19 protein-coding genes are annotated in these 22,170 nt (G+C 47.8%); all 19 read right to left on the reverse strand.

Translation table 11 applies throughout. The features are described from left to right. Window positions 1–163: 163 nt before the first annotated feature. The 19 genes from ACTQ3V_RS13315 to ACTQ3V_RS13405 all read right to left on the reverse strand — a co-directional run bounded on the left by ACTQ3V_RS13315 (window position 164) and on the right by ACTQ3V_RS13405 (window position 21,892). A complete protein-coding gene (locus ACTQ3V_RS13315) occupies window positions 164–352 on the reverse strand; it encodes a hypothetical protein (RefSeq protein WP_441467943.1) in 189 nt (62 codons plus the stop codon). Window positions 353–551: 199 nt separating this feature from the next. Further along, window positions 552–1,364: an HAD-IIB family hydrolase gene (locus tag ACTQ3V_RS13320; RefSeq protein WP_441467944.1), complete on the reverse strand. Its 813-nt coding sequence runs from the start codon at window positions 1,362–1,364 to the stop codon at window positions 552–554. Continuing rightward, entirely contained in the window at window positions 1,361–2,281 is a 921-nt protein-coding gene (locus ACTQ3V_RS13325; protein ID WP_441467945.1) for an RluA family pseudouridine synthase, read from the reverse strand. The genes ACTQ3V_RS13320 and ACTQ3V_RS13325 overlap by 4 nt, the downstream gene beginning before the upstream one ends. Continuing rightward, the gene (lspA, locus tag ACTQ3V_RS13330) at window positions 2,274–2,777 is read right to left on the reverse strand and encodes a signal peptidase II (RefSeq protein WP_441467946.1); all 504 of its coding nucleotides are present in this window, start codon (window positions 2,775–2,777) and stop codon (window positions 2,274–2,276) included. The genes ACTQ3V_RS13325 and lspA overlap by 8 nt, the downstream gene beginning before the upstream one ends. Window positions 2,778–2,847: 70 nt before the next feature. Next, window positions 2,848–5,640: an isoleucine--tRNA ligase gene (gene ileS / locus ACTQ3V_RS13335; RefSeq protein ID WP_441467947.1), complete on the reverse strand. Its 2,793-nt coding sequence runs from the start codon at window positions 5,638–5,640 to the stop codon at window positions 2,848–2,850. 26 nt (window positions 5,641–5,666) lie between these two features. After that, window positions 5,667–6,296 (reverse strand): DivIVA domain-containing protein, encoded by a 630-nt coding sequence (locus tag ACTQ3V_RS13340; RefSeq protein WP_441467948.1) that lies wholly within the window; start codon window positions 6,294–6,296, stop codon window positions 5,667–5,669. An 89-nt stretch (window positions 6,297–6,385) separates the two neighbouring features. Beyond that, the gene (locus tag ACTQ3V_RS13345) at window positions 6,386–6,652 is read right to left on the reverse strand and encodes a YggT family protein (protein ID WP_441467949.1); all 267 of its coding nucleotides are present in this window, start codon (window positions 6,650–6,652) and stop codon (window positions 6,386–6,388) included. A 12-nt stretch (window positions 6,653–6,664) separates the two neighbouring features. After that, the gene (locus ACTQ3V_RS13350; RefSeq protein ID WP_302665036.1) at window positions 6,665–7,165 is read right to left on the reverse strand and encodes a cell division protein SepF; all 501 of its coding nucleotides are present in this window, start codon (window positions 7,163–7,165) and stop codon (window positions 6,665–6,667) included. A gap of 20 nt (window positions 7,166–7,185) precedes the next feature. Next, entirely contained in the window at window positions 7,186–7,911 is a 726-nt protein-coding gene (locus tag ACTQ3V_RS13355) for a YggS family pyridoxal phosphate-dependent enzyme (RefSeq protein ID WP_441467950.1), read from the reverse strand. Next, window positions 7,908–9,185, reverse strand: coding sequence for a biotin/lipoyl attachment domain-containing protein (locus ACTQ3V_RS13360; RefSeq protein ID WP_441467951.1), 1,278 nt, complete (start codon window positions 9,183–9,185; stop codon window positions 7,908–7,910). Before ACTQ3V_RS13360 ends, ACTQ3V_RS13355 begins: the two co-directional genes overlap by 4 nt. Window positions 9,186–9,203: 18 nt before the next feature. Continuing rightward, the gene (gene hfq, locus ACTQ3V_RS13365) at window positions 9,204–9,452 is read right to left on the reverse strand and encodes an RNA chaperone Hfq (RefSeq protein ID WP_441467958.1); all 249 of its coding nucleotides are present in this window, start codon (window positions 9,450–9,452) and stop codon (window positions 9,204–9,206) included. Between the two features lie 30 nt (window positions 9,453–9,482). Continuing rightward, on the reverse strand, window positions 9,483–10,424 hold the full coding sequence (gene miaA / locus ACTQ3V_RS13370; RefSeq protein WP_441467952.1) for a tRNA (adenosine(37)-N6)-dimethylallyltransferase MiaA: 942 nt from the start codon (window positions 10,422–10,424) through the stop codon (window positions 9,483–9,485). A 13-nt stretch (window positions 10,425–10,437) separates the two neighbouring features. Further along, window positions 10,438–12,402: a DNA mismatch repair endonuclease MutL gene (gene mutL, locus ACTQ3V_RS13375; protein WP_441467953.1), complete on the reverse strand. Its 1,965-nt coding sequence runs from the start codon at window positions 12,400–12,402 to the stop codon at window positions 10,438–10,440. A gap of 72 nt (window positions 12,403–12,474) precedes the next feature. After that, on the reverse strand, window positions 12,475–15,060 hold the full coding sequence (mutS, locus tag ACTQ3V_RS13380; protein WP_441467954.1) for a DNA mismatch repair protein MutS: 2,586 nt from the start codon (window positions 15,058–15,060) through the stop codon (window positions 12,475–12,477). A gap of 15 nt (window positions 15,061–15,075) precedes the next feature. Further along, window positions 15,076–16,476 (reverse strand): tRNA (N6-isopentenyl adenosine(37)-C2)-methylthiotransferase MiaB, encoded by a 1,401-nt coding sequence (miaB, locus tag ACTQ3V_RS13385; RefSeq protein ID WP_441467955.1) that lies wholly within the window; start codon window positions 16,474–16,476, stop codon window positions 15,076–15,078. Between the two features lie 13 nt (window positions 16,477–16,489). Continuing rightward, window positions 16,490–17,158 (reverse strand): TIGR03936 family radical SAM-associated protein, encoded by a 669-nt coding sequence (locus tag ACTQ3V_RS13390; protein WP_441467956.1) that lies wholly within the window; start codon window positions 17,156–17,158, stop codon window positions 16,490–16,492. Beyond that, window positions 17,151–18,974: a TIGR03960 family B12-binding radical SAM protein gene (locus ACTQ3V_RS13395; protein WP_441467959.1), complete on the reverse strand. Its 1,824-nt coding sequence runs from the start codon at window positions 18,972–18,974 to the stop codon at window positions 17,151–17,153. Before ACTQ3V_RS13395 ends, ACTQ3V_RS13390 begins: the two co-directional genes overlap by 8 nt. Before the next feature lie 106 nt (window positions 18,975–19,080). Next, on the reverse strand, window positions 19,081–21,522 hold the full coding sequence (locus tag ACTQ3V_RS13400; protein ID WP_441467957.1) for a heavy metal translocating P-type ATPase: 2,442 nt from the start codon (window positions 21,520–21,522) through the stop codon (window positions 19,081–19,083). Between the two features lie 4 nt (window positions 21,523–21,526). Then, complete coding sequence (locus ACTQ3V_RS13405; RefSeq protein ID WP_441467960.1) at window positions 21,527–21,892, reverse strand: ArsR/SmtB family transcription factor; 366 nt, start codon at window positions 21,890–21,892, stop codon at window positions 21,527–21,529. Between the last annotated feature and the right edge of the window lie 278 nt (window positions 21,893–22,170).

Genomic DNA, 22,170 nt, shown 5'->3' on the forward strand with positions numbered 1-22,170 from the left:
GTTTACAGACTCCTTTCAGAATGGTGTGTGGTAACTTCATTCTACCAGAGATCTGCAAACCATGTCTCTTTTTATCCTCTATTCAATTTGCGCAACTTATCTTACATTATCTGTCTCTTTATTCCCCATGTGTTCTTCCCCTCTCAATCCCAATATGCTTGTATTAAGCGCAATGCCCCTGACTTGGATACACCATCTGTTTCCTCGCCTGCACTGCGCTTTCTACATCACTTTCCAATAATTTAGCACGAATTTGGGCAATTTTATCTGCATCAATTATCATATAGCTCTTGGCGCCGGTGTGGGAGCAAATCAATTTTTCTTCTTCCATCTGCCGAAACGATTTCTGCATAGTATTGGGATTGCCCCCTATCAGTGCACTTAACATGTGGAATGGAATCAACCAGATCAATTCCTCCCTCTTAAGTGTATTATTACTATAATACGCTTTTATAACTGTATTATATATGACACAGTTATGTGTTAATAGCTGGTCATCTATTTGATTTGAACACGGAATAGAAAAACGCCTGCCAGAATTGTTCATTCTGTCAGGCGTTATGGTATCTTTCCAAATATTCAACTACATGCGCCACGGCATCGTGGTCGTTATCTCGAATCCGAACCACTGTGTGCCGAAACATATCTGGTGATGCATTTTCCGGCACAAAGGAAATTGCCGCCTCCTTCAGCATGGATAAGTCGTTATCGCTATCCCCTACGGCATAAATTTTATTACGCGACACGTTGCAATCTGATGCGATTTGCATCATTGCTGTACCCTTGCTGATACCCCATCGCGTCACTTCGCAGAAAGTTGGCATGGTGCAAACAGCATGGAACAAATCCTTAAACTGTTTCAAAAACATCCGAACCAGTGAAACTTCTGACGCCTTGCCGGTGAAATTGATTTGACACCAGTCAGCCGGATCCGGCAAGTCTGTCACACTCACGCAGTCATATGCTAAGTGCAGTACACGCATATGCTGTTCGGTTTCTGCGCTTATACGGCAGATTAAAATCCGATCCGGTAAAAATATTTCACATCCAATTTTAGGAAATGTGAAAAGAACTTGTTCTATCAATTCTGGTGTTTGCTCCGGCATGCCGGCACAGTGCAACATTCGATTTTGTTTATCCAACACAAGCGAACCATTTAGTAAGCTATATGGTGCATTTATTGGGAGTAAGCCGATATAGTCGGTTACAGCCGCATACGCGCGTCCGGTGGCCAAAGAAAAGAGGCCTCCTTCTGTGGTAAAATAGCGTAAAGCCTGTAAATTGACATGTGAAATTTGTCGATCACTGTCCAGTAATGTGCCATCCATATCGCATGCAAGCATCATACCATCAAACTTTTTCATGCCATATTCTCCAACTTTTTCAGAATCTGCACAAAATAGGTGGGCAGCGGTGCAGAAAAGTGCATCGTCTGCTGTGTGGTCGGGTGGCAAAGCGTTAACTGTGCAGCGTGAAGGCATTGACCTCCAATATCAGAAAATCGGTCTTTTTTTAAGCCGTAGATCGGATCGCCAATAATGGGATGCCCAACTGATGCCATATGCACACGAATTTGATGTGTGCGCCCAGTTTCTAATTGAAATGCCATGTGGGTGTATCCGTGAAATCGTTTGAGCACGGTATAATGTGTGATTGCTTCCCGTCCCCCCTCTACGATGGCCATTTTCTTACGGTCAGTCTTGTGGCGTGCAATCGGTTTGTCAATCGTACCAGAATCCTCACGCGGGCTGCCTACCACAATAGCTTCATACCCACGAAAAGCGGTATGTGCTGCAATCTGTGCTGCAAGACTTTGATGTGCTGTATCATTTTTTGCAACCACCAAAAGACCGCTTGTATCCTTGTCAATGCGGTGTACAATGCCGGGACGATGCTCCCCGTTGATGCCGGATAAACTGTCTCCACAGTGATACATCAGTGCATTAACCAGCGTACCCGACCAGTTTCCAGGGGCAGGATGGACAACCATTCCACGCGGTTTATCAACCACAATGATGTCTGCATCTTCATAGACAATATCCAGTGGGATATTCTCCGGCACAATATCTACCTCACGCAATTCTGGTAAAATAACGGTGATAACTTCACCTCCAAGCAATTTATAGTTCTTTTTTAGTGGCTGCCTATTGCAGGAAACAGCTTTTTCAAGAAGCAAATTTTGTGCAGCCGAACGAGTTAGTCCCTCTATCTGCTCGGAAAGCCAACTATCTATGCGCGCCCCCGCCTGTGCAGCGGATGCAGTCAAAATGATTTCATTCATGGTTGCCACGCTCCGAAAACTCGTTATGGGTGGTATCTGTTTGCTTCTCATCCTTATGCAAGAACATAAAATAGATAATAAACAGTAAAGCGCCTACGCAAATGAAAATATCAGCAACATTAAACACCGGAAAATGAATCAACCGAAAATCAAATAAATCCACTACAAATCCGCGCAATATCCTATCAATTGCGTTGCCGAGCGCTCCTGCACCAACCAATACCAGTGACCAGCGGCCCAATCCGTTCTGCACCCAGCCCTTATATATCGCCACAGCGATGGCGATCGATATCACTACAGCCAGCGTCACAAAAATCCAACGGGAATCAAATTGAGCGAACATGCTAAATGCTGCGCCACGGTTCTCTACGTAGGTCAAATGAAATACATTTTCAATCAAAGGAATAGTTTGTTGTGCCTGTAGACTAGTGAATGCCCAGTATTTTATTACTTGATCGAGCGCGATCATTAGCACTGCCAAAACAATATACAGCATTTTCACGTACTCCTTGCTACTTAAAAAGGGGGAACAGAAAACCTTCTGTTCCCCCTTCCTTTTGATTTGTTTATCCTACAACTTTGGCGCAGCGCGCGCACAAAGAGGGATGCTTTGCATCAGCACCGACTGATTTAGACTGTTTCCAGCAACGCAGGCACTTCTCCCCTGCTGCACGAGCAACCGCAATTGTCAAGCCCGGCAGATTCTCGCTTGCCATGCCTTCCCCAGCACCATCGACAACTGAAAGTTCAGAAACAATGCAGAGGTCTGCCAAATCCTGACCGCAGCTATTTAGGAAGGCAGTTAGTTCTGCATCTGCATATACAGTTACGCAGGCCTCCAGCGGTTTACCAATCGTCTTTGCACTGCGCGCGCCCTCCAGCGCTTTGTTCACGTCATCGCGGAAAGCAGTCAACTTTGCCCATTTCTCTATATCTGCATTGGTAAACGACAAAGTATCATCCACTGCAGGCATTTCATTGTATGCCACGTTACGCACATCGTCTTTCTCGGTATGCGGCATAGACTGCCAGATTTCGTCTGCCGTAAAGCAAAGAATAGGAGAAAGCATGCGTACCAATGCACTGAGAATCCGATACATCGCAGTCTGTGCAGAACGACGGCTTAGCCCTTCGGTATCATCGCAATACAGACGATCTTTGATAACATCCAGATAAAAATTGGACATATCAACAACACAGAAGTTGTGAATCGCATGAAACACTGTATGGAACTCATAAGAATCATAGCCTTCGCGCACTTTTGCAACCAGCTCGTTGAGACGCATTAAAGCCCACTTGTCAAGCTCCGGCAGTTCTACATAAGAAACCATATCCACCTTGGGATTAAAATCAAACAAATTACCCAGAATATACCGTGCCGTATTGCGAATCTTCAAATAATTCTGCGACAGATGCTTGAGCATGTCCTTGGAAATACGCATATCTTGGTGGTAATCGGAAGACGCAACCCAAAGACGCATAACATCCGCACCATACTGGTTTAAAATATCGTCAGGCGCAATACCGTTGCCGAGCGATTTTGACATCTTCTGACGCTCTTCATCTACGATCATGCCGTGCGTAATAACCGTTTTATACGGTGCCTTGCCTTGTGTAGCAATCGAGGTCAGCATGGAGGACTGGAACCAACCACGATACTGGTCGTTGCCTTCCAGATAGACATCAACCGGCGTGGACTGATGCTCACGATTCTCAATGACTGCACGCCAGGAAGATCCGGAATCAAACCAAACGTCCATCGTATCGGTTTCTTTATCAAAATCGCTGCAACCGCACTCACATTTGATCTCAGCCGGTAGAATCTCGGACGGCTCCAGATCAAACCAAGCGTTTGAACCCTTCTCGCGGAACAAATCGGCTACAATCTTAATGGTTTGCTCATTAACCAGCGGCTTGCCGCACTTCTTGCAGGTAAAAATCGGAATTGGAACGCCCCATACGCGCTGACGGGAAATACACCAGTCAGAACGCTCACGAATCATGGAGGTCATACGCTCTTCGCCCCAACCGGGAATCCATTGGATGTTCTCGCATGCCTTAATGGCATCATCCTTCAGAGCATCCACCGAGCAGAACCACTGCTCAGTCGTGCGGAAGATGATTGGATTCTTGCAGCGCCAGCAATGTGGATAACTGTGCACAATCTCTTCGATTGCCAGAAGCGCGCCTTGTGCCTTCAAATCCTCCAAAATAATCGGCGTGGTCTTTTCATAATACATATTCGCATACTTGCCAGCTTCTGCCGTGGTCATGCCCTTGCCATCAACCGGAACAATGATCGGGATATCGTATTTCTGGCAAACGATAAAGTCATCTGCGCCAAAGCCCGGAGCTGTGTGAACACAGCCGGTACCAGCATCCAGCGTGACATGATCGCCACAGATCACGACACTTTCACGATCCATGATCGGATGCCAGGTTCGCATCAGTTCAAGGTCCGAGCCTAACAACGTGCCAAGCACTTCCCAAGAATCGATCTTGGCAGCTTCCATCACAGACTTTACCAGTTCCTTGGCAAGCACATAAATATCGCCGGAAGGAATCTTGACCAGATCATATTCATAAAGCGGGTTGACCGAAATTGCAAGGTTGCCCGGCAATGTCCATGTCGTCGTTGTCCAAATCACAAAGTAGACATTGTCCAAACTGCCGGTAATAGCTGCAATTTTTCCGCCCTTGTCATCGGTCACGCGGAACTTTACATAAATTGAGGCACACGGCTCATCTTGATACTCAATCTCAGCCTCCGCAAGCGCAGTTTCATCATGCGGGCACCAGTAAACAGGCTTCATCCCCTTATAGATGTAGCCTTTATTTGCCATTTCGCCGAAGATCTCAATTTGGGTTGCCTCGTAGTCATGTGTCAAGGTCAAATACGGGCGCTCCCAGTCTCCAATGACACCAAGACGCTTAAACTGGGTTCGCTGCGTATTTACGTGGTCATGTGCAAACTCTTCGCACTTGGAGCGGAAATCAGCAGTAGAAACCTTGTCGCGGTCCATACCATAAGCCTTGATTGCCTGACGCTCAATCGGTAAACCATGCGTATCCCATCCGGGAATATACGGTGCCTGATAGCCCATCATATTGCGGGAACGTACAATAAAATCCTTCAAAATCTTATTAAGTGCGTGTCCCATATGCAGGTTGCCATTTGCATACGGCGGACCATCATGAAGAACGAAGAGGGGCTTGCCCTCATTCTTTTTCATCAATTCGTGGTAGAGATCGTCCTTTTCCCAGTTTTCCAGAAAACCCGGCTCGCGCTTAGGCAGTCCGGCACGCATCGGGAAGTCGGTTTTTGGCAGATTAATTGTGTTATTGTAATCCTGCTGCATGGTGCAGTATTCAGTCCTTTCAATTGTTACTTTACTTCCTTGGGGTCATAATCAGCGCCAAATTTTAATTCACCAAAGTCAAATTTGCGCGTAGCATCTTCTATGGGAGCATCTGCTTGCTCATCTTGTGGTGCCGGTTGTACGGGAGCCTGCTGTTCTGCCGGCTGAGGTGCGGGCTGTGCTGGCTCCGGCTGTTGTCCGACCAATTTTTCTGCCTTGGCCAGTTCTATCAAAGCCTTAGCCTGCGCCTGATAAGCTGCAGAAATGCGTGCAACAAATTCCAGTGTGCTCTTTTTTGCCGTTTGAAGTTTTTGCTCTTCCAATGTGATTTCATCGCGCGTATTTTTGACTTTATTTTCGGTTTCATCCTTTGCCGCAGTAACAATATCCTGCGCCTCTTGCTTAGCCTTATCAATAGTGTCCTGCGCAATGGTCTGTGCGCTCATAAGTGCACGTCGCATACCATCTTCTACACCACGGTATTCTTCAATTTTATCGACCAGAACTTTCATTTTTGCTTTCAGCGCAGCATTTTCTTTCTGCATTGCTGCGAATTCCTCCGCAACGCGCTCCAAAAATGTGTCCACTGATTTCATGTCATATCCGCCGAAAACCGCTTTTTCAAAGCCGATTTCCTGAATTTCCTGCACCGTCATATGTTATTCCTCCGTTTTTTTCTCCTGTTTCCTACGGGAAAATGGCCGGGCATCACCCGACCACTGATTCCACCGTATATTCGACAGGCTTAGAGCATGTATAATACTTGTTCTAATGCAACCAGAACAAGAAATGCCAGCAAAAACGCCAAGTCAAATGGAATACTTCGCAACGCATTGATACGGCTAAGCAAACTGCGGAACGGTTGGATGATTGGTTCTGTTACAAGACACAGTAATTCGTATATCTGTGAACTGCTGCCCTGTGCAAACCAACTCATGATAGCTCGTGCAAAAAACAAAAATTGCAAAATCCGCAGTAGACTGGCTACTATATATATTACAATTGTGTTCACGGCATCATAACCTTAAAAATACATACCACTGCTTTCTAATTCGTCAATCAAATCGCCCATAATATCAACATTATAGGGTGTGATGATGTATGTGCTGTTTGCAACCTTTTTAATTTTTCCTTCGTTGGCATATGCAACACCGCTGAGAAAATCCACTAAACGACGTGCAATATCCTTATTAGTCTGTTCCAGATTCAGTACCACTGTGCGCTTATCTTTTAAATGGTCGGCAATTTCAGCTGCATTTTCGAAGCGATCCGGCTTGACCAACACCACAGCGAGCTGTGTTGTCGTGTTGATGTTTACCACTTTATTCCCACGGCGTGGCGAAGATGCTTCCGTCGATGCACTATCATAAGACCGATCATAGGATCTTTCATACGACCGTTCATATGATGACGGTGCACTACTTTTCACTGGCTCTTCATTGCGCTGGCGGGGCAGTTCCTCTTCGTAATCGTCCTCAACATCCTCGCCCTTAACCCAATCGATAAAGCCTTTGATCGAACCCATGCAAAGTTCCTCCTTATGTTTTAGGGCGAAATGATTTGATACGGGCGCGTACCAAAAATCGCTGTGCCGATGCGAACCATGTTTGCACCGCACTCAATCGCCATTTCAAAATCATTCGTCATTCCCATAGACAAATAATCCATATTTACATTATCGTATTTTTTCGTCAAAATGTCAACAAATACTTGTCGCATTTCGTGAAAGTAGCTGGAATTTTTCGATATTTCATCCGCAATTGGCGGAATCGCCATTAAACCGCGGATATGCAGCGATTTTTTTTCACTTAATCTGGAAATAGCTTCATCCAGTTCTTCTATCATTAAGCCGCTTTTTGCCGCTTCTCTTCCGATATTTACCTCTAAAAGAATATCCTGACATATCCCATGCTTGGTCGCTTCCTTTGCAATGGCTTCTCCCAAGCGGATGGAACCAACCGATTGTATCAACGAAACTTTGCCGATCAGATATTTCACTTTGTTGGTCTGGAGTGTACCGATAAACTGCAGATCCGCTCCATCATAGGCATGCTGTTCATACTTGTCCAGTAATTCCTGCACGCGGTTTTCGCCACATACTCTGATGCCGGCGGTGATTGCTGCATGTACCCGCTCCGCATTATTCATTTTTGAGGCTGCAACCAGAATAATATCTTCCGGTTTTTTTCCTGCACGTTGTGCTGCCCGTGCGACACGTTCCTGAACCGATGCAATGCGGCTTTTCAGTTCCCTGCTTTCTTGCTCCGTCATGTCTTCACCACCATATTGTTCTGCAAATTCTTTCCGCTTATAATAATTTGGTCCTGCGCCACCAGCATGTCTGAATTGGTTGCACTTTGCTCAACAACATAATAGTCCTCAGTCTCATAAAGTTTATTAATAATTTTAAACTTTTGGAAACTGCCACTGAGAATAAATACACCATCTTGCTTTTGAATTTTTCCGTCGCTGGCAGTCGTTTCCTGCACATAAACCGCTTCTTTTGGGACCTTCAGGCCGGTATATGTGGCAATAATAATCTCTATCGGCTGCTGTCGCATAGAAACCATTTGACTGTTAAATTCCGTACCTGCCAAAACCACCAATGCAGTTTCACTGGTGCGATCTTTGATAATAGAATAAACCGAAACCGGAGTCTCTAAAGAAGCCTGTGTGAAATTGACACGAAGACTTTTACCAACCGAAAATCGGTCTGCATCTTCCTGAGATATTTCTGCAACCAGATACCATGTAAAACCTTGAATCATCTTGCCCCATGCCTGCTCACTGACAAGGGGCTTCGCTTCAGTAAGTTCATGAAACCGATCTACCGTGATGTCTTCTAACTCATCTAATGTAAGCATGTTTTCATAGCCGTCCACGACCTCGGAGAAATAGCCGGTTGCAGGGGCTGTCAACTGCGTTGTATGACCAGATAACTGTGCATTTAAGCTATCCCGTTCTAAGACCAGCGTATCTCTCTCTGCCGTAATGGCAGCCGTGTCCACACTATTGGCTTCACGGCGCAGTGCAAGCGTGCGCAGGGACTCGGCAGAAGAATGTAATGCAGTGCCAGAACCGGTTTTTGTTTGTGATGCCATCTGCTGCAAGGACAAAATAATCATCTGATCCAGCTTTGAAGCATCTGCCCCGTCTGTCGCAGACTGTAATGCCGTATTTAACAAATCGATTCTGTTTTCTAATGGGTCGAGCTGCTGACTCAACGCCAGAGCATCTTCATCAGAATAAGCGATAGCAAGTGGCGCACTCTGCTGCACACGCTCACCGCTGTAAACGATATGTTTGACGGATTTTCCTGTGCTCCCACTAATAGGAATTTCGTCACGGAAAAACCACCCCTGCGCATTGATGCTGTCATTCACTGCTATCTGAATGGCAGGAGTGGTTTCTATACCAGTAGAAAAAGCACTGATTATTTTCTGCCCCAGATATATAAGTATCACAACTGCAACTAATACAAAAATGATTCTGCCATTAACGCTGTTTCTCGTGTGTACTTTCTTTTTACCTGTTTGTTGCTGCATAAGAAACCTCGTATATTCTCATTCCGCCGCACGCTCCTCTCTTGGTGCATGCAGATCAACACGATTCTGCGGGATCAGTGTGGAAATGGCGTGCTTATATATCATCTGTTGTTTTCCATCACTGTCCAAAATCACAACAAAATTATCAAATCCACGGATCGTTCCGCGCATTTGGAACCCATTTGTCAAAAAAACAGTGGTATTGATTCCTTGCTGGCGTAACGCGCACAGCATCCGGTCCTGCAGATTAATTTCGTATCGCACAATGACTCCTCCAATATTTTACAATTTATGGTATCATTGTACACTTTGATTTTGCAGATATTCTGTCGCTTTCTGTAGGACGTTTGAGAAGTCATCATCTCTATTATAATAGATCCATTGGATGCTGTCATCCCTTTTTAGCCATGTTAACTGTCTTTTTGCATAATTTCGACTGCGCTGTTTGAGTAATTGCACACAAAAATCCAGCGAATCTTTGCCTTCTAAAAAACCAATCAGTTCTTTGTAGCCGATAGCTTGTGCAGCTGTCCCGGTAAGTGCCCCTCTGGAAAGGAGATGTCGTGTTTCTTCCAATAACCCGTCTAAAAGCATTTGATCTACACGGCTATCGATCCGGTGATACAATGTCTGGCGATCCGCTGGGGCTATACCAATTTTTGTAGCGAAGTATTTGGGAGCTGGGCGTTTATGCTGGCGGTTAAATTCTCCTATCGTCAAACCGGTTTGTTCATAAACCTCCAGTGCGCGAATCACCCTTTTGAGGTTATTCGGATGTAATCGCTGTGCGCTTTCCGGATCAACTGCCGCCAGAAGTGCATGTACAGCCAGATTTCCTTGGGTGGCTGCCATATGCTGATATTTTTGTCGCACCGTCAAATCGGTTTCATCACCAGAAAAAGTACTGCATTCAATCAGTGCATCCATATACAGGCCGGTTCCTCCAACCACAATTGGTGTCATGCCGCGCGACAAAATGTCCTGAGCAGCTCCGTCGGCCAATTCTACATATCGGGCAACGGAAAACGGCTCGTCGGGCTCACAGATGTCCAGTAGATGATGAGGGATTCCCTGCCGCTCGTCTACCGTTGGCTTTGCAGTGCCAATATTCATGCCGCGATAGATCTGCATTGAATCTGCCGAGATGATTTCCGTATGCAGTTGTTTTGCCAAGGCAACTGACAAGGCGGTTTTTCCACTGGCCGTTGGCCCGCAAATACAGATCAAACGGTTTTGCATCCTGTACTCCTCATTATTGATTTACTCGCTTGAACATTTTGTCTAATTCATATTTAGTCAACCGAACAATCGTCGGCCTGCCATGTGGGCAGGATTGCACATCTCCATCCGCCAGTACACGATCACACAGATCCTGTAATTCCATTGGTGCGGAGGCCTTCCCTGCCTTGATGGCAGCTTTACAGGCAACGGTATGAATCAGATCATCCAATCGGTCGGGGATCGCCGCGCGGCTATTCATCAACTTTTCCGCTAACTCACCGATTACGCTTGCCACGTCTGCGCTATCCAGATACGCTGGCGCGCTACGCACCGCAAAGCTGTTTTCCCCAAAGCTGTCGATCGAAAAACCGGCTTTCCGTATTTCCTCGAGTCCTGACTGGACGGCAGCCGCCTCCTCGCCGGTTAGCTCCACGATGACAGGCGTCAGCAGTTCCTGCTGCGGTATTTCAGTTTCTTTCCGCAACTTATTAAACAGCAAACGTTCATGTGCAGCATGCTTATCAATCAGGATTAATCCGTCTCGATCTTCTGCAATAAGATAGGTCTGAAAGCATTCTCCAATCACGCGAGCGCCTCTATCAATTGGTTCTAACGTTTTCACAGCATTTGGCTTTGAGATGACTTCGCTCTGCGCAATAGGCATTGGCGTATTTTGCATGATCGATGGCGCTTGTACGACAGAAGTCTGCTGCAATTCGGTGAGCGGAGGGCTGAAAGAATGATGGTATGTTGATGCTCTATGCTCATCTTGTATAATGCGCGGTGCTGCAAAGCAACCATCGGAAAAAGAAGGTCTTTTTGCACGCGGTGGCACGGCAACAAAAAAATCTTCCAACTCAGAAGCATCCATCCGTTTATCGGATGGCAAAGATTCTTCCATACGCTTGGAGACTGCAAAACATTGCTGCTGATAAACCGGAACAGTCTCTTTAATTTTTGAATCGAACGGTTCTGTTTCCCGATGTGTCAACTGCGGCATATTGTCATTTGCTGCGATAGCATTTTTACAAGCGACATAAACCGCCTCAAACACCGGCTTCTCCTGAGAAAACTTGACCTCGGTTTTTGCAGGATGCACATTAACATCCACTGCAGCGAGCGGAAGCTCTAAAAATACCGCTCCGGATGGATACTTACCGGTAATCATTGCATTGCGGTATGCTTCTTCAAGCGCTGCTTGCATCAATCGGCTTTTCACATATCGCCCATTCACAAAAAAATGCTGCATAGAGCGATTGGATCTGCCGGCATGTGGCTTCACAATATATCCGTAAACTTTCATTCCATTCCGTTCGGTTTCGGGAATTTCGATCATGTTAGCCGTCATTTCTTTACCGAACACCGCAAAGACCGGCGCCATCAGTTTGCCCTTACCATCGGTAGAAAACACCTGCTTTCCGTCACGAATCAGGCAAAATGCAATCTCCGGATGAGAAAGTGTGGCATGCTGTACAACTCCAAGAATATATCCTACCTCGGTAAAATCTTTTTTTAGAAATTTCATACGGGCAGGGGTATTGTAAAACAAGTCTCGCACGACGATGGTGGTACCCTCCGGGCAGCCGGCTTCTTCCTGTGCTTGTATTTCACCGGCTTCCAGATGCAAATGTGTCCCTGCGATCGCGCCTTTCTGCCGGGTAAACAAATCAATGCGTGTCACTGAAGAAATGGCAGCCAGCGCCTCGCCACGAAATCCCAGCGTACCGATGGCTGCCAAATCTTCCTCCGTGCGGAGCTTACTGGTTGCATGACGGCGAAATGCTATCGGTGCATCTTCTTTCGACATGCCACATCCGTTATCTGCAATGCGCAAATAGCTGATGCCTCCGTTTTCGATTTCTACTGTGATGCGGGTAGCCCCGGCATCGATTGCATTTTCAATCAATTCTTTTGCAACCGAAGCTGGCCGTTCAACCACCTCGCCAGCCGCGATTAGGTCTGCAAGATGGGAGGATAATTCATGGATAATTGCCATGTTCTGTTCCTTTCCAGTAGGCTATCGCCATGATATCTATGTGATGCTGTTGGGGACCGTGCTTTTTAGGTGTTAAAGCAGTTTTTTCAGCTCATACAAGGCATTCAGAGCCTCGATTGGAGTCATGGTATCCACTTGAAGCGCGCGCAGCCGCTGTGCCACAGCATTATCTGTCAATGTCTCCATAGTAACCTGCGGCCCCTCCTCCTCTATTTCATGCAGCTCCGGTTTGGGCATGGTTGCCTCCAAATCGGCCAGCACTGCTTTAGCTCGCTTGATCACCGCATTGGGAATACCCGCCAGCTTGGCAACCTCGATGCCGTAGCTGTCATCGGCGCCGCCACGCACGATTTTACGCAGGAACGTGATATCGTCACCGCGCTTTTTCACCGCGATATTGTAGTTTTTAACACCCTTGATCATGTCCTCCAGCACTGTCAGCTCATGATAATGTGTGGCAAACAATGCCCGCGCGCCCACTTTACGCTTATCGGCCACATACTCGATCACTGCACGGGCAATCGACATACCATCATAGGTGGAGGTGCCGCGTCCAATTTCATCTAAAATCAATAAGCTGGACTTGGTTGCATGCTTTAGAATATCCGCAACCTCGCTCATTTCTACCATAAAGGTGGACTGGCCACTTGCTAAATCATCCGAAGCGCCCACGCGGGTGAACACGCGGTCGGCTACGCCGATATGTGCGGAAGATGCGGGGACAAACGATCCGATTTGTGCCATAATTGTAATGAGTGCCACTTGTCGCATATAAGTGGACTTACCCGCCATATTCGGACCGGTGATGATCGCAACTCGATTTTCTCCGCTGTCCAATATGGTATCGTTGGGAATAAACAGGCTGTCCGCCAACATCTTTTCGACGACCGGGTGGCGACCATCGTGAATTTCAATGCGGTCCGAGAAATCCACGACTGGGCAAGTGTAGTTATTATCGCAGGCAGCCTCAGCCAGCGCGCACAGTACATCAAGCGCAGCAACAGACTGTGCCGTTTTCTGCACCCGATGCACTTGCTCGGCGATCTGATCCCGTACCGATACAAACACATCATATTCCAAAGAGGTCAATCTCTCTTGCGCACCGAGCACGGTGCTTTCCAGCTGCTTGAGTTCCTCTGTGATATATCGCTCACCATTGGCGAGCGTTTGTTTGCGGATATAATAATCCGGTACTGCATCAATATTGGATTTACTCACCTCAATATAATATCCGAATACGCGATTATAGCCGATTTTTAGCTTGCTAATACCGGTTTTCGCTCGTTCGGTCTGCTCGATAGCAGCGATTTTCCCTTTTCCGCCGGATGCCAAATCGCGGAGATAGTCAATTTCCTCATTGTAGCCGGGCCGAATGAGTCCGCCTTCACGCAGCAAGATGGGAGGCTCGTCCACGATTGCCAGTTCAACCAGTGCGTGAATATCCTCCAGCAAGTCCATATTGTTGGTTATTTCGCGCAGCATTGGTTGGGAAAATTGTGCCGTCTGCTCCCGGATTTCCGGCAGACACGCAATTGCAGAAGAGAGCGCGCGCAAGTCGCGACAATTGGCTGTGCCATAGGTGATGCGTCCGATCAGACGCTCAATGTCAAACACTTTTTTTAGAGCATCGGACAGCGTGGTTCGCGCAATCATATCATCGCATAGCGCGCCGACTGCCTGTTGACGACGTACGATATGTAAGGGATTAAACAACGGTTTTTCCAGCCACTGCCGGATCAGACGGGAACCCATGGCAGTTTTCGTTCGGTCAAGCACCCAAAGAAGCGTTCCCTTTTTCTCTTTGGTGCGCATAGTTTCGCACAGTTCCAGATTTCGACGCGCGATCAGATCCAACTCCATATATTGGCCCTGATGATAGACCTGTAAGTGGTTGAGCGCGGTAAGGCTTGCCTGCTGTGTCTGTTCCAGATAAGAAAGCAGCCCGCCCAGACATTGAACGGTTTGCGGCAAATCCGTAAGACCAGCGGCATCGAAATCTTCCACATGAAAATGAGAACGAATGTGTTCCGCTGACCGCTGTATATCAAAACTTTCCTCTGGCATCGGCTCAACCAATGCTTCTAAGCGCTCTTTCAAAAAAGTGAGAAAAGCATCTGCTGATACGGCAGCGCCGCCGACCAACACCTCCCTCGGCCCAAATCGACCAAGTTCACTGGCAATATCCTGCCAGTTATCCGATCCGGTAGCCCATATCTCGCCGGTGGTGATATCCGCGAAACATGCCCCGATACCGCCTTGTCCTGCGTAAACGCAGCCAAGAAAGTTATTGCGCTCTTCCTCCAACATCGAGGCCTCCACCACTGTGCCAGGCGTAACACGGCGAACGATTTCTCGCTTGACCAGCCCCTTGGCAAGTTTAGGGTCCTCTACCTGCTCACAGATAGCAATCTTATAGCCCTTTCGCACCAGCTTTGCGATGTAGCCTTCCGCGCTGTGATATGGTACGCCGCACATAGGCGCACGTTCTTCCTGCCCACATTCGCGGCCAGTTAGTGTGAGTTCCAACTCGCGGGAAACAAGCTTGGCATCATCAAAAAACATTTCATAGAAATCGCCCAAACGATAAAACAGAATATAATCCTTATTTTTGTTCTTAATTTCAAAATACTGTTTCATCATGGGCGTGAGTTCTGCCATTTTTTCGACCTCTTTCTATATTTTTCGCGCAAACAAGCAGCGCAGACTGGTCTTCTCGATTTCAGCCTCGATAAAAGAACCGATTTCAATATCTGCACCTCGTACGCATACCAACAGATTTCCCTCGGTACGTGCCGTAAAAGGGTACTCCGGTCCTTTCGCCGTGCCGTCTACCAGCAGGCGCACCGTTTTACTCTGATAGGCTGCCTGCCGCTGGGCAACGATGGCATCCTGCGCTTTGAGCAAACGTTCAAAACGCTGCTGCTTTTCCTGCGGCGTAGCATTATCTTCGTAAGACGCTGCGGGTGTCCCGGTGCGTGGAGAATAGAGGAAGGTAAACAATAAATCAAAGCGCACATCCTCAACCAGCTGGAGGGTCTGCTCGAAATCCTCATCAGTTTCTCCTGGAAAGCCGACAATAATATCGCTCGACAACGTAATATCGGGCATTTTTGATCGCGCATCAGTAATCAAAGCGCGATACCCGTCCGCTGTATATCGACGATTCATGCGGCGCAGAATTTCATCACTGCCGGACTGAAACGGCAGATGCAGCTGCTTGGCCACTTTCTCACACTGCGCCATAGCGTCAAACAAGCGGGACGAAGCGTCCTTTGGATGACTGGTCATAAACCGCAGCCAGAAATCACCCGGCACAGCGTTCAGACGACGCAGCAGATCAGCAAAGTCTATATCCAGCCCAAGATCTTTGCCATAAGAGTTGACGTTTTGGCCGAGCAGAGTAATTTCCTTATACCCTGCCGCAACCAACTCTCGCAGTTCTTTTTCAATTTCCTCTGGGCGGCGAGAGCGCTCACGTCCGCGCACATGAGGCACGATACAATAGGTGCAGAAGTTGTTGCAGCCATACATGATGGACAGCCATGCCTTTGGCCCCTGTGCGCGCAATACCGGCAGCCCCTCGGCAATATCATCCTCGCCGCCGATGTCAAAGACACGTTTTTTCTCAGTGAGCACACGGTATAACAGCGACGGGAAGCGCCAAAGCGCATGTGTACCGAACAGCAAGCTGACTTGAGGATAGCTTTTCTTGATTTTTTCTACATTTTTCTCCTGCTGCGCCATGCAGCCACACAGCGCAATCACCACATCCGGACGCTGTTTTTTGAGGTGACTGAGCGCACCGATATTGCCAAATGCACGGTCTTCTGCATGCTCGCGCACAGCACAGGTATTATACAGGATAAAATCGGCATCCTCCGGACGGTCGGTCATATGATACCCCATTTCGTGCAGCATACCGCGTATACGTTCGGTATCGGCTTCGTTCTGCTGACAGCCAAACGTGTGCGTATAAGCGCGCAGCTGCTTGCCGCGGGTCAGCGCAGAAACCGCGTCGATATAGGTAAACTGATTTTGGAGTTGTTCTTCAGAAACGGTAACGGGTGATGGCATTGTTTGCCTCCTCTTATCGGAATGGGGTACCGTCCGCTGTAAATACATTCAGACGGTGATACGCGCAGAACGGAATTTCGAACTGCGGCAGATATTGACGGATGGCACGGGTCAGATATTCAGGACTCATATTGTTATTGCCGGCAGCAGTGGTCACAACGGCAACGATTTCTCCGTCTGCTTCAGACAGTGTCAAATCACGCATCAGTTCTTTCATGTTAACAGTCTTTTCGCCGCGCTTACTTCGCTTGATAATTTCAACCTTCTGACGGCCAAATAACTCACGCACCGCAGGCAGAAACCCAGATGGGACGCCGCTCTCGAACGCCCAAGTGATGCGGTATTGCGACCATGCAATCGCGCCAACTTTCATACCACCATTCTCAAGCGGATAAATTTCAATTGCTCGCAATCCCTCAGGAAATACGTCATTAAGGGCCTCGACAGCGTTTATCGGCACGGCATCTGCAGTGATGTTGAAATCGAGAAACTCGCATTCTCCAGAATACCCGGTCGAAAGCGGCAATGCCACCGATACATAGGCATGCTGGTTAAACCCTTCTGTGAACCAGAGAAGCATCTGACAGCGGGCCATCGCACGCTGCATTGTGTGCATCAGGTCAAGGTGGGAGATATACTTGGCTCTCCCCTCCTTGGCAAATTTCATCCGTGCTTTAAACATGGCATTTCCCCCCTTCCAGCAGCGCGTTTGCGCCACAGCCTGTACACTGTTGCATGCAGTCAGGTGTAATAGCCGCTTCACGCGAAAGTTCCCATTCGCGCTTCAAGTACTCTTTGCGCGTACCGCAGCCAATGTGATCCCACGGAAATACCTCGTCCATCGAACGCTGACGAGAAGCATAAAATGCAGGATCCAGTCCGCAATCAGCAAATGCCTGCATCCACTTATCATAGTCAAAGCACTGATCCCATCCATCCATCTTGCAGCCGCGCTGCCACGCCAGATAAATGGCGGCACCTTGCCGGCGGTCTCCGCGGGCTATCACACCTTCGAGCACCGATGTCTTAGCATCATGCCAGTTATACGTCACATTGCGCGTGCGCATAATCTCCTTCATATGCGCCTGCTTTTCGATAAACTGTTCAAGTGTGTCCTGCGCGTCCCACTGAAACGGGGTCTGCGGCTTGGGCACAAAGCACGATGCAGATGCCGTAATGCGTACGCCCCGCGCCCGATTGTTGGTATTCATGCGCCAGCAATATGCGACTTTTTTGCAAATTTCCGAAATGCCATCCAAGTCCTCGGTTGTCTCGGTCGGCAAGCCGATCATAAAGTAAAGCTTTACATTATTCCAACCGCCCTGAAACGCTATTTCGCATGCGTGCAGAACATCCTCCTCACGGATATTCTTGTTAATAACATCGCGCAAGCGCTGCGTGCCGGCTTCACAGGCAAAGGTAAGGCCGCTCTTGCGTGTTTTTTGCACACGCTGCATCAGCTCCGCGCTGAAACTGTCCGCGCGTAGGCTAGGCAGTGACAGACTGATATGCTGTGGCTCACAGTAGTCTAACATACACTCCGTCAAACCGGACAAATCTCCATAATCGCTGGTAGACAAGGAAGAAAGCGAAATTTCCTCATAACCGGAATTTTTAAGCACCGCCTCAGCTTGCCGCAGCAGAGTTTCCTTAGACTTGGTGCGAAGTGGACGGTAAGTGTGACCCGCCTGACAGAAGCGGCAGCCACGTGGGCAACCACGGAACAATTCAATCATTGCACGATCGAACACAATATCGGTTGACGGGACAACAAAGGATTCCGGATAATACATGGTATCCAAATTTCTGACAATACGCTTTTGCACCATTGCAGGCGCACCATTGGTCGCCGTGACATGGTCAATCGTGCCATCCTCGTGATAGCTTACTTCATATAGCGAAGGTACATACATTCCGTCTATCTGTGCTGCGGCAATCAGAAATTGCTGCTTGCTCCAGTTCTCGCGCTTGGCCTTGCGATACAGATCGGTAAACTCCAGCATAATTTCTTCTCCGTCACCAATCATAAACAGGTCGACAAAGTCAACCAGAGGCTCCGGATTATATGCGCAGGGACCGCCGCAGGCAACAATATGCTTGAGCTCTGTGCGGTCGTTTGCCAGCACGGGTATGCCGCCCAAATCAAGCATGTTCAGAATGTTTGTAAACGATAATTCATATTGTAAAGTAAATGCAATGATGTCAAATTCATAGAGCGGATCGCCACTTTCCAAACCATACAACGGAATATCGGCGGCGCGTAACTCAGCCTCCATATCAATCCACGGTGCGCATACGCGTTCACACCAAATTCCTTTCTGGTCGTTGAGCAGACCATACAAAATACGGGACCCAAGATGTGACATGGCTACCTCATAGGTATCCGGGAAGCAGAAAGCGAAGCGCAAATCAATCTCTGCTTTATCTTTTGTCACTGACCCCCACTCGCCGCCCACATAACGCGCAGGCTTTTGTACGCGGGACAGGATAGCTTCCATTTTCTTATGCAAGTCGTTTTCCTCCAAAACAATATACAAATTTAATTATAGCATAAAGTGGTCAAAAAGGCCATACCGACTTGCGTCGGCATGGCCCCCTTTTACTTTACTTGATGCCCAATATGCGAGCGGCATTTAAAACAGTCAGCACCGTAAGCAGTACATCTGCAGCTACAGCCTGCCACATATAGGCCACGCCCAACAGTGTCAGTAATGCCAGTAAAATTTTCACCAAAATCACAACTACCATGTTTTGCAGTGCAATGCTGTGCGTTCTGCGGCAAATACGCAGCGTGTCACTGAGCCTCGTCAAATCGTTGCTCATCACCAAAACATTGGTTGCCGACGCTGATTGCTGGGAACCAGAAACCCCCATTGCGATACCGACATCGGCCATTTTGAGTTCCTCAATATCGTTAACGCCATCACCAACATAGGCTGCCGTACCGTCCGTCGGGATGGTCCGCATAAGAAACTCCATTTTAGAGGCTTTCTCCTCCGGCTGCAATCCAAAGTGGGTAGTATCAATTCCGATTGCCTCAGCAGCCTGATGAGTGGGAAGTTCGGTATCACCTGTCAGGATAACCGTACGAAGAACCCCCTGATTTTTCAGTTCTTTAACTGCATCGGCTGCTTCCCGGCGAACGATATCCTCCAGCACAATTGCGCCGGCATACTCGCCTTCGTATGCAACATACACCACTGTACCCGGAATATCGGGCACACCCTTTACGCCGCGAGAAACCATCAACCTGCGATTGCCGGCTAGAAGACTGTGATTGCCAATTCGCGCCCGCACGCCGCGACCGGGGAATTCTTCAAATTCGCTGATTTTCTGCGGAACACTGGGATAAGCTGCCACAACGGCGCGCGCAACCGGATGCTGTGAAAACTGTTCCGCCGCCGCAGCCAATGCCAAACAGCTTTCCTGATTAAAATCTTGGGTTCCATGGATTTCTTTAACTCGCAGATTACCCTCTGTCAAGGTGCCTGTTTTATCAAACACAACCATGCGCAGTTCAGCCATTTTTTCAATCGCCTCACTGCCTTTCACATGAATTCCCTTTTGCATCAATCTGCCGCTTCCGCACAGGAAACAAAGCGGAACCGAAACGGACAAAGCTATAGGACAACAAACTACCAAAATGGTCAGAGCACGGTAGATCCAATTTGCCATGGAAGTGCCGGAATTAAAGAGCGGCGGAATGATGGACAAAAGAATTGCTAGGATAATGATAACTGGAATAATTCGCGCGGCGCCATACGCCACGCTGTCTTCAAGTGCCGCTTTTCGCTCCTTCCCCTCTTCTTGTATACGCATAATTTGATTGAAAGCACAATCATCAAAGCGGGATACCGCTCGCAGAAGCAGAAGAGAACCGCTGTATTGGCTGCCTGCCAACACCTTCATATTTTTGGAAACCTGTGTCGGTTCGTTGCCACCAGTCAGTGTGGTATCGTCTACAGTGCCTTCACCGCGCAATACGATACCGTCAATCGGTACGCGCTCTCCCGAACGAACCAACACAAAGTCACCGATTTTTATTTCATTAGGAGAAACCTGCCGCTCCTCCCCCTGCATGTTTACCACAGATGCACGATCCGGGATAAAATCAGTCTGCTTGACTAGGGATTTATGCGTTGAGGATAAAACCAAATCGCTTACGATTTTGCCTATGTCGTGCAAAATCAATACCACACTTGCTTCAGATCGATTACCTAAGAGAAATGCACCCAATGATGCGATGAAAATCAGCAAGTATTCATCAAAATACTTACCGTGTGTAAAGTTATGCGCCACTTTTACAACAATCGGCAGCACGGTAATTAAATATGCAATGAGATAGAAAATGAATCCGACACCTGTCTGCCGGAGAAATACGCCAAAGAGCAAAAATATGGCGGCAATTGCCAAGCGTATCAGGGTAATGCGCATATCCATAGGCGTCATCGCTTGGTACGGTATTTCCGTTCCGGATGCGCTGCGCTTTGCGCTTTCACGACGCAGACGTGTCTGCTCTCGACGCCGCATCCGCGCGTGATATTGCGCACGTTCCATCAGTGTCATTCCATCCGTCCCGCCGACATCGTTCACAGAAACTGTCAACGCAGTTTCTGTTACGGGCTGGATAGCAATATTGCCATCTTCATCGCTCTCTTCTATCTCGCTCGTATCATCCTCGCCTTCTTGTTCGTCACTGACAGACTCATCGACAGGGCCTGACGAAGTCGCTTCCTCAATTATATCCGTATCCGTCTGACTTTGTGTCTGTTCGTCGGACGGATTGTTTGCAATCACTTCCTCCGCACCCAATGCCGACTGCTCGGTGTTGGCAGAAGTGGACTGTTGTGCGGGTTGCTGTTCAGCACTTTGCATCCCACCTTCTAACTCTGCCAAAAGGTCATTCAGCAGCTCGGTAGGTGAAGGCAATTCCTCTTCTTTTATATGGGGCGAAGAGTTTCCGATATTCGCCTCTGGCAATGTATCAGTCTGCTCAAGACGCTCTTCTTCGGGTTGACCCGCAAGACGGGTTTTCTTGTCACTCATTCATCTATCCCTCCTGCACATGTGCGATACCTTGATCCAAAATAACTTGAATATGGTCATCACATAGCGCATAATACACGGTTTTCCCGTTTTTTCTGCTTTTTACAAGACGAGCTTGTTTCAAAAAACGCAATTGATGGGAGATTGCAGATTGGCTCATTCCTAATAGAGATGCAATATCGCAAACGCACAATTCTTCTGTCACCAATGCGGTCAAAATTCGCAAACGGGTTTTATCAGAAAAGGCCTTAAAAAAATCCGAAGCTGCGGAAGTGATTTCCTCGCGGGGCATGGCAATGCGTGCATGCGTAACAGCATCCGTATGAATGACATGTTCTTCGCAGCATTCGGTCTCTTCATTCAGACGCATGATAGCCAACCAGATCCCTCCGTAAAACGCAATTTTCTATTAAATAATAGTATCATCGAAATCCTATCCTGTCAAGAATTCCTCAGAAGGCATCGTGTGTAGGAGTGTAGGAGTACAATACATCTTGGACAGTTGAATAAAAAAGGATGAAGGATAAGACCTCATCAGTTAAAGTTGAAGTTGCGGACAACAACTCAACGAGAGGGGGCCAAATCCTTCATGAGCAAGAGTATAACACAGGACATGGCGTATCGGCAATCTCTAATGAAGTACGCAGA

The organism is Candidatus Agathobaculum pullicola (assembly GCF_052117205.1).
Classification (GTDB): domain Bacteria; phylum Bacillota; class Clostridia; order Oscillospirales; family Butyricicoccaceae; genus Agathobaculum; species Agathobaculum pullicola.

Bases quoted from the DNA above. Each gene is read 5' to 3' on its own strand.
- ACTQ3V_RS13360 (WP_441467951.1), bottom strand. From the start codon at position 9,185: ATGCAGCAACAAACAGGTAAAAAGAAAGTACACACGAGAAACAGCGTT.
- ACTQ3V_RS13395 (WP_441467959.1), bottom strand. From the start codon at position 18,974: ATGGAAGCTATCCTGTCCCGCGTACAAAAGCCTGCGCGTTATGTGGGC.
- ACTQ3V_RS13340 (WP_441467948.1), bottom strand. From the start codon at position 6,296: ATGACGGTGCAGGAAATTCAGGAAATCGGCTTTGAAAAAGCGGTTTTC.
- ACTQ3V_RS13405 (WP_441467960.1), bottom strand. From the start codon at position 21,892: ATGCGTCTGAATGAAGAGACCGAATGCTGCGAAGAACATGTCATTCAT.
- miaB (WP_441467955.1), bottom strand. From the start codon at position 16,476: ATGCCATCACCCGTTACCGTTTCTGAAGAACAACTCCAAAATCAGTTT.
- ACTQ3V_RS13390 (WP_441467956.1), bottom strand. From the start codon at position 17,158: ATGTTTAAAGCACGGATGAAATTTGCCAAGGAGGGGAGAGCCAAGTAT.
- ACTQ3V_RS13400 (WP_441467957.1), bottom strand. From the start codon at position 21,522: ATGAGTGACAAGAAAACCCGTCTTGCGGGTCAACCCGAAGAAGAGCGT.
- miaA (WP_441467952.1), bottom strand. From the start codon at position 10,424: ATGCAAAACCGTTTGATCTGTATTTGCGGGCCAACGGCCAGTGGAAAA.
- ACTQ3V_RS13315 (WP_441467943.1), bottom strand. From the start codon at position 352: ATGCAGAAATCGTTTCGGCAGATGGAAGAAGAAAAATTGATTTGCTCC.
- mutL (WP_441467953.1), bottom strand. From the start codon at position 12,402: ATGGCAATTATCCATGAATTATCCTCCCATCTTGCAGACCTAATCGCG.
- ACTQ3V_RS13350 (WP_302665036.1), bottom strand. From the start codon at position 7,165: ATGGGTTCGATCAAAGGCTTTATCGATTGGGTTAAGGGCGAGGATGTT.
- ileS (WP_441467947.1), bottom strand. From the start codon at position 5,640: ATGCAGCAGGATTACAATAACACAATTAATCTGCCAAAAACCGACTTC.
- ACTQ3V_RS13325 (WP_441467945.1), bottom strand. From the start codon at position 2,281: ATGAATGAAATCATTTTGACTGCATCCGCTGCACAGGCGGGGGCGCGC.
- ACTQ3V_RS13320 (WP_441467944.1), bottom strand. From the start codon at position 1,364: ATGAAAAAGTTTGATGGTATGATGCTTGCATGCGATATGGATGGCACA.
- mutS (WP_441467954.1), bottom strand. From the start codon at position 15,060: ATGGCAGAACTCACGCCCATGATGAAACAGTATTTTGAAATTAAGAAC.
- lspA (WP_441467946.1), bottom strand. From the start codon at position 2,777: ATGCTGTATATTGTTTTGGCAGTGCTAATGATCGCGCTCGATCAAGTA.
- ACTQ3V_RS13355 (WP_441467950.1), bottom strand. From the start codon at position 7,911: ATGACGGAGCAAGAAAGCAGGGAACTGAAAAGCCGCATTGCATCGGTT.